The 16095-nt window shown below is 53.4% G+C and carries 13 protein-coding genes and 1 pseudogene; 9 read left to right on the forward strand and 5 right to left on the reverse strand.

Going from position 1 to position 16095, the window contains the following annotated elements:
* The first annotated feature begins 88 nt into the window (after positions 1–88).
* The 4 genes from folB to QWF21_RS07980 are packed head-to-tail and all read left to right on the forward strand — an operon-like array spanning position 89 to position 2478.
* A complete protein-coding gene (gene folB / locus QWF21_RS07965; protein ID WP_330087507.1) occupies positions 89–442 on the forward strand; it encodes a dihydroneopterin aldolase in 354 nt (117 codons plus the stop codon).
* Complete coding sequence (folK, locus tag QWF21_RS07970) at positions 442–933, forward strand: 2-amino-4-hydroxy-6-hydroxymethyldihydropteridine diphosphokinase (RefSeq protein ID WP_330087508.1); 492 nt, start codon at positions 442–444, stop codon at positions 931–933. The genes folB and folK overlap by 1 nt, the downstream gene beginning before the upstream one ends.
* Positions 934–1740 (forward strand): undecaprenyl-diphosphate phosphatase, encoded by an 807-nt coding sequence (locus tag QWF21_RS07975; RefSeq protein ID WP_330087509.1) that lies wholly within the window; start codon positions 934–936, stop codon positions 1738–1740.
* A gap of 18 nt (positions 1741–1758) precedes the next feature.
* Positions 1759–2478, forward strand: a complete 720-nt coding sequence (locus QWF21_RS07980) for a DUF445 domain-containing protein (RefSeq protein WP_330087510.1) — start codon at positions 1759–1761, stop codon at positions 2476–2478.
* Between the two features lie 37 nt (positions 2479–2515).
* On the opposite strand, the gene QWF21_RS07985 is transcribed toward QWF21_RS07980, so the two are convergent.
* Positions 2516–3853 (reverse strand): MFS transporter, encoded by a 1338-nt coding sequence (locus QWF21_RS07985; protein WP_330087511.1) that lies wholly within the window; start codon positions 3851–3853, stop codon positions 2516–2518.
* A 201-nt stretch (positions 3854–4054) separates the two neighbouring features.
* Here QWF21_RS07985 and QWF21_RS07990 point away from each other — a divergent pair, with 201 nt between their 5' ends.
* The 3 genes from QWF21_RS07990 (at position 4055) to QWF21_RS08000 (ending at position 9515) form a co-directional block, all read left to right on the forward strand.
* The gene (locus QWF21_RS07990) at positions 4055–6133 is read left to right on the forward strand and encodes a M13 family metallopeptidase (protein WP_330087512.1); all 2079 of its coding nucleotides are present in this window, start codon (positions 4055–4057) and stop codon (positions 6131–6133) included.
* Between the two features lie 272 nt (positions 6134–6405).
* Complete coding sequence (gene acnB, locus QWF21_RS07995) at positions 6406–9003, forward strand: bifunctional aconitate hydratase 2/2-methylisocitrate dehydratase (protein ID WP_330087513.1); 2598 nt, start codon at positions 6406–6408, stop codon at positions 9001–9003.
* Positions 9004–9092: 89 nt separating this feature from the next.
* A complete protein-coding gene (locus QWF21_RS08000) occupies positions 9093–9515 on the forward strand; it encodes a secondary thiamine-phosphate synthase enzyme YjbQ (protein ID WP_330087514.1) in 423 nt (140 codons plus the stop codon).
* Between the two features lie 8 nt (positions 9516–9523).
* Here QWF21_RS08000 and QWF21_RS08005 read toward each other — a convergent pair whose 3' ends face one another.
* From QWF21_RS08005 to QWF21_RS08020, 4 genes and pseudogenes are all read right to left on the reverse strand, one after another.
* Entirely contained in the window at positions 9524–11956 is a 2433-nt protein-coding gene (locus QWF21_RS08005; RefSeq protein WP_330087515.1) for a helix-turn-helix domain-containing protein, read from the reverse strand.
* Between the two features lie 168 nt (positions 11957–12124).
* On the reverse strand, positions 12125–12292 hold the full coding sequence (locus tag QWF21_RS08010) for a hypothetical protein (RefSeq protein WP_330087516.1): 168 nt from the start codon (positions 12290–12292) through the stop codon (positions 12125–12127).
* Between the two features lie 37 nt (positions 12293–12329).
* Positions 12330–13034 (reverse strand): annotated as a pseudogene (locus tag QWF21_RS08015) (zeta toxin family protein).
* Complete coding sequence (locus QWF21_RS08020; protein WP_407935272.1) at positions 13031–14257, reverse strand: multifunctional CCA addition/repair protein; 1227 nt, start codon at positions 14255–14257, stop codon at positions 13031–13033. The pseudogene QWF21_RS08015 and the gene QWF21_RS08020 overlap by 4 nt, the downstream one beginning before the upstream one ends.
* A gap of 77 nt (positions 14258–14334) precedes the next feature.
* Here QWF21_RS08020 and QWF21_RS08025 point away from each other — a divergent pair, with 77 nt between their 5' ends.
* Together QWF21_RS08025 and QWF21_RS08030 are read left to right on the forward strand one after the other, a co-directional pair.
* Complete coding sequence (locus QWF21_RS08025) at positions 14335–15249, forward strand: ExeA family protein (protein ID WP_330087518.1); 915 nt, start codon at positions 14335–14337, stop codon at positions 15247–15249.
* A 90-nt stretch (positions 15250–15339) separates the two neighbouring features.
* Positions 15340–16095: a general secretion pathway protein GspB gene (locus QWF21_RS08030; RefSeq protein ID WP_330087519.1), complete on the forward strand. Its 756-nt coding sequence runs from the start codon at positions 15340–15342 to the stop codon at positions 16093–16095.

Consider the following 16095-nt stretch of genomic DNA (forward strand, 5'->3'; position numbering starts at 1 on the left):
ATCGGCCTCGCCTGATCTTAAGGTGGCGGCAATCTACCCAATTGGCTTCTGTCTTCATCTTACCCTGAACCTGCTGCGGAATGAACTGATGGATACTGTTTTTATTAAAAAATTGTGCATCGATACGGTTATTGGTGTGTACGAGTGGGAAAAGTCCATCCAACAGCGGCTGGAGCTGGATTTGGAGCTGCAGTGCGATACCCGCCGGGCTGCTGCCAGCGACGATATCCGTCAAGCACTGGATTACAGTGTGATCGCGACCCAGGTGACCGAGCTGGTGCAGCGCGAACCCATAGAGCTGATAGAAACCGTGGCAGAGCGGGTGGCTGCTTTGTTGTTACAAAATTTTGCTACCAACAGGGTTCAGGTCACTGTCAGTAAGCCCGGGGCAGTACCTACAGCTGAAACGGTGGGTGTATGCATTGAACGGGAGGCTGGTTGATGGCCTTTATTCTAATCAGCATTGGCAGCAATATTGAGCGCGAGAAGCATGTTCGGCTCGCTATCCGTGAGCTGAAACAAGCGTTTGGCTCCTTGCAAATTTCCTCTGTATACGAAAGTGAGGCGGTCGGTTTTGACGGCGAGCCTTTTTACAATCTGGTGGTCGGTGCCAACACCGACTTATCAATTGAGGCCTGCGTTGAGCTTTTTAAAGGCATTGAAGATCGTCATGGCCGTAAGCGCAATGTGGCTCGTTTTTCCGGTCGGACACTGGATTTGGATTTGCTGACCTACGATCAGATTATTTGTCAGCAGCCGATTGAACTTCCGCGTGATGAAATTACCAAAAATGCCTTTGTACTGCTGCCGTTGGCAGAGTTGGTGCCGGATCAAATCCATCCGGTCACCGGGCAAAGCTACCGCCAATTGTGGCAACATTACCCGAAACAGCAAAAACTGTGGACGGTGCCTTTTTCATGGAGTGAAGACTAAGTGAGTACCATAGAAATCCTAATTTTATCCATTATTCAGGGCATTACTGAATTTCTTCCTATATCCTCTTCGGCGCACCTGATTTTGCCTTCGGCCATTTTAGGCTGGGAAGATCAGGGGGTGGCTTTTGATGTCGCCGTGCATGTTGGCACTCTGGCAGCGGTGGTACTGTACTTTCGCCGCGATGTGGGGCAGATTCTGCTGGGTTGGTTCAATTCCTTGCGCGGCCAGCAAAGCACCCATGGCACTTTGGGATGGATGCTGATTGTGGCGACCATACCGGCAGGGCTGGCAGGTTTGCTGTTTTCCGGTCTGATTGAAACCGTGCTGCGCTCGCCTTGGGTGATTGCCTGCACCACGCTGATTTTTGGTAGCTTGCTCTGGTACGCCGACCGTACTGCTAAACAGCAAACCGATGTGATGCATTTAAGCTGGCGTCAGGTGCTGGTGATTGGGGTGGCGCAGGCGGTGTCGCTCATTCCGGGCACGTCGCGCTCTGGCATTACCATGACGGCCGGCCTGATGATGGGGTTGGATCGTGCTAGTGCCGCCCGCTTTTCGTTTTTAATGTCCATTCCTATTATTGTGCTGATTGGGCTTTATCAGACCAGCAAATTGATTAAAAACCCGGAGATTTACGACATTCCGGCGCTTGGTATGGGCATGTTGCTATCGTTTTTCAGTGCCTTGGTGTGCATTCATTTGTTCTTAAAAATCATTAGCCGGATGGGTATGCTGCCCTTTGTGATTTACCGGCTGGCCTTGGGGATAGGTTTGGTTATCTTTTTAACCTGGTTTGCAGCTTAACGTTTAGGAGATATTTGGATGAACAAAAGTATGCTGACCAATGGTGTGGCGCTGGCGATCACCATCGCTGGTTTTGGTCTGGCGCAGCCCTGGTTGCTTACCACCGGCTTATTTGCCTTGTCCGGCGGTCTGACCAACTGGCTGGCCGTGCATATGTTGTTTGAGAAAGTACCTGGTCTTTATGGCTCCGGCGTGATCCCGGCCCGCTTTGAGCAGCTCAAACAAAGCCTGCAGCAGCTGTTGATGACGCAGTTCTTTAGCAGCGACAACATCGACCGTTTTTTGCATCAGCAAAATGAATACGGCGAGCCGATGAAGCTGGAGCTTGGCCCGGTTATCGAACAGGTGGAGCTGGATCCGGCTTTTGATGCACTGCTGAAGGTGGTGGAAGAGTCGTCCTTTGGCTCGATGCTGATGATGGTGGGTGGTAAAAAAGTGCTGCTGCCACTGCGCGAGCCCTTTATACAAGAACTCAAAGCTGCTCTGACCGAGATTGCTGACTCCGATGCCTTCCAGCAGCAAGTCTTACTGCAACTGGAACGCCCAGAGCAGATGCAGCAAATTCAGCAGCACATTGAAACCATTGTCGAAGCAAGACTGGATGAGCTCACGCCTGAGCTGGTGAAGCAGATGCTGCAGCAGATGATCAAAGAGCATCTGGGCTGGCTGGTGGTGTGGGGTGGTTTCTTTGGCGGCCTGCTGGGCTTGCTGGCCGCTTTGGTACTGAATGGTTTGTAATCAGCAGGCGCAGGCCTGCTGATTATTTTTATCCCCGTTAGCCCGGGTGCTGGTGCTCGGCGGCGGTTTCCTGGTGATGGCCTGGTGTGGCCATCGGTTTGTTTTCATGACGCCATAACAACAGCGCAAACACCAGACCGGTGACGGCCAGGCCGGTGTAAAACCACATACCAGGCGCATAGCCGGCGACATTGTCGGCACTGGCCTGATTCAGATCATTCAGATAGCCAATTACCGGTGGCACGATGGACCAGCCGATTTGCTGGCACAGCGTCATAGTGGCATAGGCGGTGCCTAAACGGCGCTGATCGACGGTATAAGCCACCGAAGGCCACATCGCCGCTGGTACCAGCGAAAAGACGCAGCCAAGCAGCAGCATCACCAGCAACAAGGTCAGTGGAATGCTACTGCCAAACACCATCACCGGTGCGCCGGCTGGCAGGTAGGTGACTGCCAGAAACAGTGGCAGCATCATCAGACAACCAACCGTCATAAAAAGACCACGCCGGCCGACTTTATCGATTAGCAAACCAAACAGCGGGGTGGCAATAATGGCGGATACCATCATCATGCTGTTCAGCATACCGGCAGCTTCCCGCGCCAGGCCATGCGCCTCCTGAAAGTACATAATAGCAAAGGTACGGAACGGGAAAATGGTGGAATAAAACACCACGCAAAGCGCCACAATAAACCAGTAGCGCTGGCCAAAGAAAAATAACTCTTTGAATTTCAGTTTGTCGGTCTGGCCGGTGGCGCCCAGATCAAAGCGCCCTTCGCAGCGTTTTTCCTGCAGCCAGTACAGCATGGCAGCCGTCACCGAAATACCGGCAAAGGCGGTGGCAAGCCACAGCGGGTCCTGCCAGTTGCTGTACAGCGGGCTGGCAAAGTTGGTCGACCAATCGGCCGAAGCCGATCCTAAGCGTGACAGCGATAAATTGATGCCAAAGGCAAAGCTCAGCTCTTTGCCTTTAAACCATTTGGCCAGCACGGTGGTAGCGGCCACAATCAAAGGCTCGGAGCCTAGCCCCAGCAGCAAACGACCACTGGCAATGATTTCATAGCGGGGGCTGATGGCCGTGATAATGGCGCCAAGCAGACAAATGCTGGCAAACAGCAACAAAGCGCGCTTGGTGCCGTAACGGTCGATAATAATACCGCCAATCAACAGCGCTGCGATGGCGCCCAGATTGTAGATGGAAATCAGAAAGCCTGTTTGCTGATTGCTAAAGCCCAGATCGCTTTGCAGTAAATCAATCACCGGACCAAGCGAGTCGTAGACATAGTAATTGCCAAACATCGCCAGGCTGACAAATAGCAGCACCAGCCAGCGGTGCAATGGGGTAGGCCGGGGCAGGGCCTGATGGGTTGGGTTCATAGTGGGTGGTTTCTCATGCTGGGTGCATCTGGGGATGCTTTGTTATTTGGCTAATACTGTAACGGAGCCGAGCTTGTCAGGCAATGCCGGCAAAAGGGTAACAGGGTTGTCAGGTTTTGTTACAAAACATGTTTGCACTTGCAGCAAGGGCTTCGTACTATGCATAGCGATAACCACTTTCGACCACAGGATCTTACCACGATGAAAAAGAAAATCAGTGTGCTGGCAGCCAGTGTGGCATTGGCACTGGGTTTGGCTGCCTGCGATGGCCAGCAACGCGTACCGGCAAATGAATCAACCACAGCGACTGTTCCTGCTCAGGTGGCGTTAACCTCTGGGGTAGAGTTGGAAAATTTTGATAGCAGCGTGCGCTTACAGGATGACTTTTACTATGCCGTCAATGGCAAATGGATAGAAAATAACCCTATCCCGGCCGATCGCTCACGTATCGGCTCTTTTGATATTTTGCATCAGCAAGCACAGCAAGCAGTGTTGGACATTATCGAAGCCGTGGCAGCCCGCACCGATTTGGTTGAAGGTTCGAATGAGCACAAGCTGGCCAGCTTCTACAACAGCTTTATGGATCAGGACAGGCTGAACCAACTTGGTATTCAGCCAATCCAGCCTTTACTGGAGCGCATTGCTGCTATGGAATCCACCGAACAGTTAGGTCAGGTGCAAGCGGAATTGCAACGTGATGGCGTAGCTGGTTTGTTTGGCTGGTACGTCAATAACGATGCCCGTGAGTCGACCCAGTACGGAGTGTATTTGTTTCAGGGCGGGTTAGGTTTGCCGGATCGCGATTACTACTTTAACGAGGATGACGACTCGCTGCGTTTAAAAGCAGCCTATCAGGAGTATGTCGCGGATATGCTGGCCCTGGCAGGCGTGGCGGATGCGGCTGAAGCCGCCGAGCAAATCCTGAAGCTTGAGCATGCGCTGGCCGAGCATCACTGGAGCCGGCTGGATAGCCGCAATGCCGACAAAACTTACAACAAGAAAACAGCAAAGGAACTGAGCGTTCTGCTTGGTAACTTTGACTGGGCTGCTTACGCCACTGTGTTTGGCGTACCTGTTGAGCAGGATGTGATCGTGGCACAGCCATCGTATTTCTCTGGCTTGTCGGACATCATTGCCAATACCGACCTGGCGACCTGGCAGGCCTATCTGACCTACCGCACCATCCATAGCTTCGCTCCGCAGCTGAGCGAAACCGTGGCCGATCGGCGTTTTGCCTTTTACAGCCAGACACTGCAAGGGGTCGAAGAGCAGCAACCTCGCTGGCGGCGGGCGGTCGATACTACCAACAGCGTACTGGGTGAGCTGGTAGGGCAATTGTATGTCGAGCGGCACTTTAACGAAGCCGCCAAAGCGCGGATGGAAGAGTTGGTAGAAAACGTGCTGTTGGCGTTTGGCGAGTCGATCAAAGAACTGGAATGGATGTCGGAAGCTACTAAGGTCGCGGCGTTGGAAAAGCTCAGTACCTTTACGACTAAAATTGGTTACCCGGATAAGTGGGAAGATTATTCGGAGTTGGTCATTAAAGCCGATGATTTGGTTGGCAATAGCATTCGCGCCAGCCACCGTGGCTATGATCAAATGGTTGGGAAACTGGGTGGTCCTATCCAGCGCCACGAATGGTTTATGACGCCACAAACCGTAAATGCCTACTACAACCCGGTGATGAACGAAATTGTCTTCCCGGCCGCTATTTTGCAACCCCCTTTCTTTGATATGAATGCCGATGATGCGGTCAACTATGGTGGCATTGGCGCTGTCATTGGCCATGAAATTGGCCATGGTTTCGATGATCAGGGGGCCAAGTACGACGGTGATGGCAATCTGCGTGACTGGTGGACTGCCGAAGACCTGGAGCGTTTCCAACAGTTGGGTGCCCGCTTAAGTGCCCAGTACAGCCAGTTTGAGCCTTTCCCTGGTGTCTTTGTCGATGGCGATGTGGCCCTTGGCGAGAACATCGGCGATCTGGGGGGCATGACGGTGGCACTGCGTGCCTACAAACTGTCGTTGGGCGGTGAAGAAGCACCGGTGTTGGATGGCTTTACCGGCTTGCAGCGTTTCTTTATCGGTTGGGCGCAAATCTGGCGTGCCAACTTCCGCGAAGAAGCCCTGCGCCGTCAGTTAAGCACCGGCCCACATTCACCGCCATACTACCGGGTGATTGGTGTACTGCCGAATATCCCGGAGTTTTACCAGGCCTTTGATGTACAGCCAACCGATACCATGTATCTGCCTGAGGAAGAACGCGTCAAGATTTGGTAATCATTTTCTGTTATACTTTCATCGGTTAACGGGCAATCGCAATGCGGTTGCCTGTTTTCGTGCCAACACGCCCTGCAAGCATGCTACAACTGGTCTAACCATTTTATTCAGCCAGTTTATACCGGCTATAACCGGATACGACTGCAGGCGAATGTTAATCCGGCAGCTAATTTCTTATAATCACGCAGGTACAATTCCAGAGTCGACGCCAGCAGGCAGCGCAGTTCCGGCCTGAACCATGCAGCGTCACCAACGACCAAGAGGACATTACAGTGCTACAAGAATATCGTGATCACGTCGCCGAGCGCGCGGCAGAAGGCATCCCGGCCAAGCCGCTGAATGCTGAACAAGTGGCAGCCTTAGTCGAGCTGCTGAAAAATCCACCTCAGGGTGAAGAAGCCTTTCTGGTCGAGCTGCTGGAAAACCGTATTCCACCTGGCGTGGACGAAGCTGCCTATGTCAAAGCCGGCTTTTTAGCTGCGGTCGCTAAGGGCGAGACCAAATCCCCTTTAGTCACCCCAGAGCGCGCCACTGAGTTGCTGGGCACCATGATGGGTGGTTACAACATTGAGCCCCTTATCAGCCTGCTGGACCATGCTACGTTGGCACCGCTGGCTGCCAAAGCGCTGTCGCACACGCTGCTGATTTTTGATGCTTTCCACGATGTCACCGACAAAGCTGAAGCGGGCAATGCCTTTGCTAAGCAAGTCCTGGCCTCCTGGGCCGAAGCGGAATGGTTTAAAGCCAAACCTGCGCTGGCAGAAAAAATTACCCTGACAGTGTTTAAAGTCACCGGTGAAACCAATACCGACGACCTGTCACCGGCACCGGATGCCTGGTCACGGCCGGATATCCCGCTACACGCGCTGGCAATGTTGAAAAACAGCCGTGAAGGCATTGAGCCGGAAGAGCAGGGCGTGCGTGGCCCGATCAAGCAACTGGAAGCCCTGAAAGAAAAAGGTTTCCCACTGGCCTATGTTGGTGATGTGGTCGGTACCGGCTCGTCGCGTAAATCCGCCACCAACTCGGTGCTGTGGTTTATGGGCGACGATATTCCCTACGTGCCAAACAAGCGCGGTGGTGGCTTCGTACTGGGCGGCAAGATTGCCCCGATTTTCTTCAACACCATGGAAGACTCTGGCGCGCTGCCGATTGAAGTGGATGTATCCAACCTGAATATGGGCGATGTGATTGATATCTACCCTTACCAGGGCAAAGTGTGCCGTCATGGCAGCGACGAGGTGGTGGCTGAATTTAGCCTGGCGACCGAAGTGTTGCTGGATGAAGTACAAGCGGGTGGTCGTATCCCATTGATCATCGGCCGTGGCCTGACCGACCGTGCCCGTGAGTTCCTGAAGCTGGAACCATCCACGGTGTTCCGTCGCCCAAGCGCGCAAGACGACAGCGGTAAAGGCTTCACCCTGGCGCAGAAAATGGTCGGTAAAGCCTGTGGCGTAGCGGGTGTTCGCCCTGGTACTTACTGTGAGCCTAAGATGACTACGGTCGGCTCCCAGGATACCACTGGCCCTATGACCCGTGACGAGCTAAAAGATCTGGCCTGTCTGGGTTTCTCGGCTGATTTGGTAATGCAGTCATTCTGCCATACCGCAGCCTATCCAAAGCCGGTGGATGTGGATACGCACCACACCCTGCCTGATTTCATTATGAACCGTGGCGGTGTGTCGCTGCGTCCGGCCGATGGCATTATCCACTCCTGGTTAAACCGCATGCTGATGCCAGATACCGTGGGTACCGGTGGTGATTCACACACCCGCTTCCCGATCGGTATTTCTTTCCCGGCAGGTTCTGGTCTGGTCGCTTTTGCGGCAGCAACCGGCGTGATGCCACTGGATATGCCAGAGTCGGTGCTGGTGCGTTTTAAAGGCGAGATGCAGCCGGGTATTACCCTGCGTGACCTGGTGCATGCGATCCCGTACTACGCCATTCAACAAGGTTTGCTGACGGTGGAGAAAAAAGGCAAGAAGAACATCTTCTCTGGCCGTATTCTGGAAATCGAAGGCTTGCCAAACCTGACCGTTGAGCAGGCGTTTGAGCTGTCCGATGCCTCTGCAGAGCGCTCTGCCGCCGGTTGTACCATCAAGCTGTCGGAAGCTTCCATTGCCGAGTACCTGGAATCCAACATCGTGATGCTGAAGTGGATGATTGCCGAAGGCTATGGCGATCGCCGCACCATCGAACGTCGTATTCAGGCGATGCAAGAATGGCTGGCCAAGCCAGAGCTGATGGAAGCCGATGCCGATGCCGAGTACAGCGAAGTGATTGAAATCGACCTGAGCGCAATCAAAGAGCCGATTCTTTGTGCACCGAACGATCCGGACGATGCCCGTCTGTTGTCGGAAGTGGCTGGCGATAAGATTGATGAAGTCTTTATCGGCTCTTGCATGACCAACATCGGTCACTTCCGCGCTGCCGGTAAGCTGTTGGACAAACACAAAGGCCAGCTGCCAACCCGTTTGTGGATTGCTCCGCCAACCAAGATGGACCAGGCTCAGCTGACCGACGAAGGCTATTACAGCATCTACGGCAAAGTCGGTGCCCGCACCGAAATGCCAGGGTGCTCGCTGTGTATGGGTAACCAGGCACGGGTGGCAGAGAACTCCACCGTGGTCTCTACTTCTACCCGGAACTTCCCGAACCGCTTGGGTCAGGGCGCAAACGTCTACCTGGCGTCTGCCGAACTGGCTGCGGTCAGCTCCATCATTGGTCGTTTGCCAACCGTTGCCGAGTATCTGGACTACGCCAAGCAGATCGATGCGACAGCGGCCGATACCTACCGCTACCTGAATTTCCACAAAATGCCGCAGTACACCAAAAAAGCGGACAATGTGATTATTCAGCAAGCGGTGTAATTAGCACCTGCACAACTAAAAAGACCTGCTGCGGCAGGTCTTTTTTTGACTTAAAATCGAACCAGCTAGTTACCATAGGCAACACAATAATGCACTACATTCAACGAGAACTTCGGTTATCCCCGTATCGGCGAGGCTTTCATTTGATCACGCAGGATGTTATCCGTGCGCTACCGGAATTGGCGATGGTGCAGCAGGGGCTGCTGCATGTGTTTATTAAACACAGCTCGGCATCTCTGACCATCAATGAGAATGCCGATCCGACCGTGCGCGGTGATTTTGAACGTTTTTTCAACCGGGCGGTGCCGGAAAATGAGCCTTACTACCAACATACCGATGAAGGCCCGGATGATATGCCGGCCCACCTGAAAGCCAGCTTGCTAGGCAGCAGTGTGACGGTGCCGGTCACGGCAGGGCGGCTGAACTTAGGCACCTGGCAGGGTATTTATCTGGGCGAGCACCGCGATCACGCCAGCGGCAGAACCCTGGTGCTGACGCTGCATGGCAGTTAAGCCCGCTATCAGGCCAGCAAAGCCAGTTTAATCTCCCCGTACGAGTACTGCTCGCCAAGTGCTTCTTTCAGGACCTTCAGGCTATCTGCACCCAACCGTTTGGCTTCCTGACGAATGGTGGCTAGCTTGTCTGCTGAGACCAGCGCGGTCAGTTCCAGCTCCCCCTGTGCGACGTAATGCGCCAGATGATTTTCGATGGTGCTACGGACCAGGCCGCGACGCTCGGCAATTTGCTCCAGGCTGAGCCCCTGCTTGAACAGGGTAAAGCTCTCCAGCCGGCTATCAACTTTGTTGCTGCGCGCCGTGGCTTTGGTGGGGCTGGCTGTCGCCAGGTTGGGCTTCAGATCCTGCTGTTGGCAATAATCGGCCACCAGCTGCAGCAGTGCATCGCCGTATTTTTCGACGGTAGCCGGGCCTACTTTGGGCAGGGCCAGCAAGGCGGGCTTGTTGCCAGGCAGGGCATTGGCAATATGCAGCAGCACCTGTTGATGCAGGATTCGAAAGTGCGGGACCTGCTCGCTGCTGGCCTTGTCAGCGCGCCAACGCTTGAGCGCTTCAAACAGCTCTGGGTGTTGTAGATCATCCAGCGCAATTTTTGCGGCGGCTTTTTTGGCGGCGCTTTGTTTGCTGGTATCGATTTGTGCCCGCGCCACCGCTTCCAGGTAGTGGCTGCTGCTAAATCCCTGCTGCATGCAGTGAAGTGCAGCCTGTTTAATGGCGAGCTGCTGGCGCAGCTGCTCGATGGTTTTGCTCAGTTGTTTGCGAATGGCTTGGTTGTCTGTGTCAAAAGCAAATGCATCCAGCCAGGCTTGCAAGGCCGTCAGCTTATCACTGAAATAATTGCCGGCCTTGTTCAGTCGCTCCAGCAATGGTGCTTGCTGCTGTGGCTCCTGCTGCGGATGGAATAACGACTTGAGTTGACGTTCGAAGTTGCTGGCCACCGCCAGCACCTCAGTATCCAGGCTCTGGCGGATATCCGCCAACTGGTCGGCGCTGCTGCAGCGGATCAGAGACTGCTGCTGGTGCAGCAGAGTACTAAGGCTGCTCAGTTGGCGGTTCAAAGGGTTGAAGTCGAACGCATCCAGCAAAAGTGCTTGCTGGTAGTCAATTTTGGCCTGTTGCACCTGAGCTTGGTCTGGTAGTGTTTGCTCACGGCTAAACTGGCTGACGGCCTGGTCGGTCAGCACCGAGCGTGCCGAGAGCGGCGTCTTTAATACCAGGCCATCAAAGCGTTTGCAGCGACTGAGGGCGACATAGATTTGGCCATGGGAGAAGGCCGCTTCGCCGTCGATGATGGCTCGCTCGAACGTCAGGCCCTGACTCTTGTGAATGGTGACCGCCCAGGCCAGTCGCAGTGGGATCTGCTGAAAGCTGCCAATCACCTGCTCCTGGATAGCGCCTGATGCCTTGTCCAAACCGTACTTGATGTTTTCCCAGCTGACGGGCGACAGCTGGATATCCTGTGCTTCGCCGGGGCAGCGCACCCGTACCGACTCTTTATCCAGTTGGGTGATGACACCGGTTTTGCCATTGTAATAGCGCTGCTCGGCGTTATCATTTCGCATAAACATCACCTGAGCCCCTACTTTTAGCAGCAGTGTTTCGGCTACCGGGTAGTTTTGCGACGGATAATCGCCTTCAATCACGGCGGTAAACTCCAGCCCTGGGTCTGGCAGCCTGGCCAATTGCTGCTCGTTGATGGCATCGGCACTGTGATTGTGGGTGGTCAGGGTGATGTAATCTTCCCCTGGCACGGCTTGAAAGTTGGGTTGATAACGGCTGTTCAGCAGGGCAAGAGCGGCGTCATCCAGCTGGTTGTCGCGCACTTTGTTCAGCAGCTCAATAAAGCGCGGATCGGACTGGCGGTAGACCTGCTGCAATTCAATGGTTAGCCAGGGCGTTTGTTGTAGCGCCTTGCTTGAGAAAAAGTAGCCGTTGTCGTAGCTGCTTTTGAGCAGCTCCCAATCCTGCGCTTTGACCACCGGCGCCAGCTGGTGCAGATCGCCAATCATCAGCAATTGCACCCCGCCAAAGGGCTGGTTGTTGCGCCGGTAACGCCTGAGCACGGCATCGACCGCATCCAGGGTGTCGGCCCGGACCATACTGATTTCATCAATGACCAACAGATTCAGGCTACGAAGCAGGTTGATTTTTTCCTGACTAAAGCGCTGTTGTTGTGGCAGGGTGCTACCCGGCAGCCAGGGCCCAAAAGGCAATTGAAAAAAAGAATGCAGGGTAACACCACCGGCATTTACCGCGGCCACGCCGGTAGGCGCTGTTACCACCATGCGTTTGGGCGACTGCTGCTTCAGCTTACGCAGAAAGCTGGTTTTGCCGGTACCTGCTTTACCGGTTAGAAACAGGTTGCGGCCGGTATGCTCTAGCAGCTCTCTGGCCAGCTGCAGCGGCTCGTTGACGGTTGAAGCTGGGGTCTGTGCCATGCGTTGTCGTCCTTGCTGTTCGAGTGGTATCCCAACCAAAAAGTTAGACTTAATGCTGCAAAAGTGCAAATTTAATGTTCTTTATTGGTGGTGTATTAGGCTGGTATAAGTTGTATCGGTGTATATTGGGGGAAAATGCTATTGTAAGGGGTGCAATGCCACCTGCTATTATTGCTTGGCAGTACTGTGTTTTTCAATCAAAGCATTTTGAGCGACGATAGCTTGATCAATCACATGACTATAAATACGCTTTTTTTCACGCGAACTTGCAGTGCGGACAAACTCCGATAATTTTGAGTTTCCGTCGCTTTTTGTCTTGAATAGCCGTGTCAACATGGACGCTCCAAAAATACTCAACCTATCTGCAGGATGATTATAATATCAACAACTCGAGGTCTTTTCGAGTATATTTTTCAGTAATGTGATTGCCAACATGTGTAATATTGTCATGGTAGAATCTTACTTGCCCTTTGTTATTCTTAACAAGCAGATCTACTCGAATTTGACTGCCAAACTTCAGTTTAAGTTCACGGATCACTTCTTGCGCAGAAAAAAATTGATCAATGAAGGTGGCGGCTTGTATTTTCCTTCCTTCCAGACTTTCCCTGGCTTTAACAAACTCCCATGCTAGCTCTGGCCTTTGATAAACAAATAAAATGAGAACAGGGCGATTTTTGTCTAACGAACGAGCTATATTTTTTTCGGCAACAGTATAACTCGCCAAAGTTCCGTCCAGGAGGAAGGACTGACGATTTTTAAAAGCGTAATCCAATGCCCGCTCTACAATCAGTGACACAGCTGGTTAAAACAAGTAGGAATTATCACCAGTATAATTAGGAAAGTAATCGCGTAATTCATCTGGATCCAAGCGAATAACGTTTGTTGCATCGAGTGCTTCAAGAAAAGCTTTTGAAGCTTCTGTCTTGCCGGCACCAGGGGAGCCACTCAGAAACACAGATACCGGCTGGCTTTCAGTTGGGTAGCGATCTTTACAGGTAAGCTCTCGGGCAAACCTGGTTCGGTTAGCTTTTGCAAACAGGATTGCTTCTGCTATGAGTTGTTGATCCGAAATTGTCATGATTGTATTCGAACTACTGCTTGAATCGCCTCTAACCGTGCCTGCTGCAGTGCTTGCTTGATGGCATCGCCTTTCATACCTGGCTGAATCAAAGCTTTGACATCAACGGCCTGAGCCGCGGCAGCGAGTTTCGGTAACAACTGCTCGGCCGGGTACTCGGCCTTTTCAAAGCCGGTACGGCCGCGCAAATCGGCGATGCAGCAGCGGATAATGGCATCCAGCCGCTCGGGTTTGCGCCACAGATCAATGCCATCGAACAGTTTTAACACGGTGTTGGCTTTAAGCTCGGCTGCCCGGTGGATCAGTTGATGGTACTGGCAGACCAAGAGCGCGAGATCCCGGCAATCGTTCGGCACTTTTAAACGCTGACACAGCTGACGAATCAGCGGCAAACCGGTGTGCTCATGACCATGATGCGAGGGCCAGTGCTCTGGTGGGCTAACGCCTTTACCCAAATCATGCACCAGGGCAGCAAAACGAATATCAATGCGCTCTGATAGCTGCGCTGCTTGCTGTAATACCAGCAGCGTATGCACGCCGGTATCAATTTCCGGGTGCCATTTAGCTGGCTGGGGGACGCCCCAAAGCACATCGAGTTCCGGCATCAGTTGTTTTAGAGCGCCACAGCGCCTCAGCAGCTCAATAAAGGCTTCCGGGTGCTGGGTGCTCAGCGCTTTACTGAGTTCCTGCCAGACCCGCTCTGCGCTTAATGCCTGCAGCTCACCGCTGTCACTCAGTTGCTGCATCAGGGCAAGGGTGTCGTCGGCCACCTGAAAACCGAGGTGGTAGTAGCGGGCATAAAAACGGGCCACTCGCAGCACCCGCAATGGATCTTCGGCAAAAGCCGGCGAGACATGGCGCAGCAGCCGTGCTTTCAGATCTGCCACACCGCCATAAGGGTCGACCAGACTGCCGTCTTCGGCTTTGGCGATGGCATTGATGGTCAGATCGCGCCGGGCTAAATCCTGCTCCAGCGTCACATCGGGTGCGGCGTAAGTGACAAAACCAGTGTAGCCCGAGCCTTGCTTGCGCTCAGTACGGGCCAGTGCATACTCTTCTTTGGTTTTCGGGTGCAAAAAAACCGGGAAATCTTTGCCAACTTGTTGGTAGCCTAAATCAAGCAGTTGCTGCGGATGCGCGCCCACCACCACCCAATCCCGCTCGTGAAAGGGATAACCAAGCAGCTCATCGCGAACTGCACCGCCAACAAGATAGATCTGCACAGGCTTTTCCAACGTCGCTTTTTTTGCCATTATACCCAACCACTGAAATTTTTCAGCGATTAGCACAGGAAGCGCGCATGTACACCGGCTTTTTTGGCCTGCACAGCCAGCCATTTTCGATTGCTCCGAACCCGGATTTTCTGTATCTGAGCGGACGTCACGCTGAAGCCCTGGCGCATTTACGCTATGGCCTCGGCGATGCCGGCGGTTTTGTCTTGCTTACGGGCGAGGTGGGTACCGGTAAAACCACGGTATCGCGGGCTTTACTGCAGGAACTGGACGAGCAGACTGAGCTGGCTTTTATTTTGAATCCCACCCTGTCAGAGCTGGAACTTTTAGCCACCATTTGCGACGAATTACGCATTCGTTACAAAAAATCCGATGCCAGCCTGAAATTACTGGGCGATAAAATTAAAAATCGCTTGCTGAAAAACCATCAGCAGGGCAAACAAACCTTGCTTATTATCGATGAAGCGCAGCACTTGCAGCCAGTGGTGCTGGAGCAACTGCGCCTACTGACCAATCTGGAGACCAACAGCCGTAAATTGCTGCAGGTGATTTTAATTGGCCAACCCGAGTTGCAGCAATTATTGCAGCGTTCTGACTTACGGCAGCTGGCGCAGCGCATCACGGCACGGTACCATCTGATGCCATTGACTGAAGCAGAAGTGCAGCAGTATTTAAGCTACCGGTTAAAGGTCGCCGGTTCCGAGCGGCCGGTATTTGAGCCGGGTGCAATTCGCCAGTTGTATCAGCGCAGTCAGGGCATCCCGCGCTTATTGAACCTGCTGGCCGACAGGGCCATGTTGGCAGCCTTTGCCCGCCAGAAACCACTGGTAGGCAAAGCGGAAGTGCAGCAGGCCGCCAAAGAAATTTTACCGGCCAGTACTGGCCAAGCTCAGGCAATGCGGCCTGCGCTCTGGCTTTGGTTGCTGGCGTTGGTGCCGCTGATGGCAGGTCTTGGTTTTGTTTTAGCCCGTGTTTTGGGTTAAGTGGCTTGGGTATAGTATTGTGCCAACCAGAAACAGCGTTTTGGGTTGGCAACTTGCAAGACAAAGCGAACAGCTTTGCAGGAGTAGCACATGTCCATTTTGATGGATGCATTAAAACAGCAACAAAACATGACAACCAGTTCGACACCTGGTAGTCGGGTTGCACCTTTTTGGCTGGGGGTGCTGGCTGGCGCAGCTATTCTTAGTTTGGCACTGGCCGCAGGATACTGGCTTGGAACGCAACAAGGAGGGGCTGCGACAGAGCCTGCCAGGCAAGCTGAGCCGGTGGCTGTTTCCAGCCAGCAACAGATTTTGGCCGCTTTATCCGAAGTGCCTTCAGCCGATGCCAATGGATCTTCTGCTGTGGAGCCTGCTGTTGTAGCAGAGCGCACTGCGACCACAGTAGCTGAGCCCACAGAGCCTGAGCCTGCGATTATTGCCGCTGAGCCGCAGTCGCGTCCTGCCCGTGCGGCTTTACCGTCACTGGATGAACTAGAGGTAACCGAGGTATCGGCAGAGTTACAACAGCGTTTTTCACAGGTAGTGGATGAACTTGAACAGGCCGGACAGCGTCGTGAGCAGGTTAGGGTGCACGATGCACCGGCACGTACTATTTCAGAACTACCTCCCCAGTTATTGCAGCAGCTGCCGCCGATGCGTTTCGAAGCCCATGTATTTGCCAGCGTTCCTTCGCGGCGCTGGGTAAAGGTCAATGGCCGCACTTTACAACAGGGCCAGTGGCTTAGTACCGATATTCAATTGGTGGAAATTTATCCGAATCATGTGGTGTTGCGCTATCGTCAGCAGGAGTTCAGTATGCCGGCGCTGGCTGAGTGGCCCAATTGA

Source organism: Alkalimonas mucilaginosa (assembly GCF_036327005.1).
GTDB lineage: Bacteria > Pseudomonadota > Gammaproteobacteria > Enterobacterales > Alteromonadaceae > Alkalimonas > Alkalimonas mucilaginosa.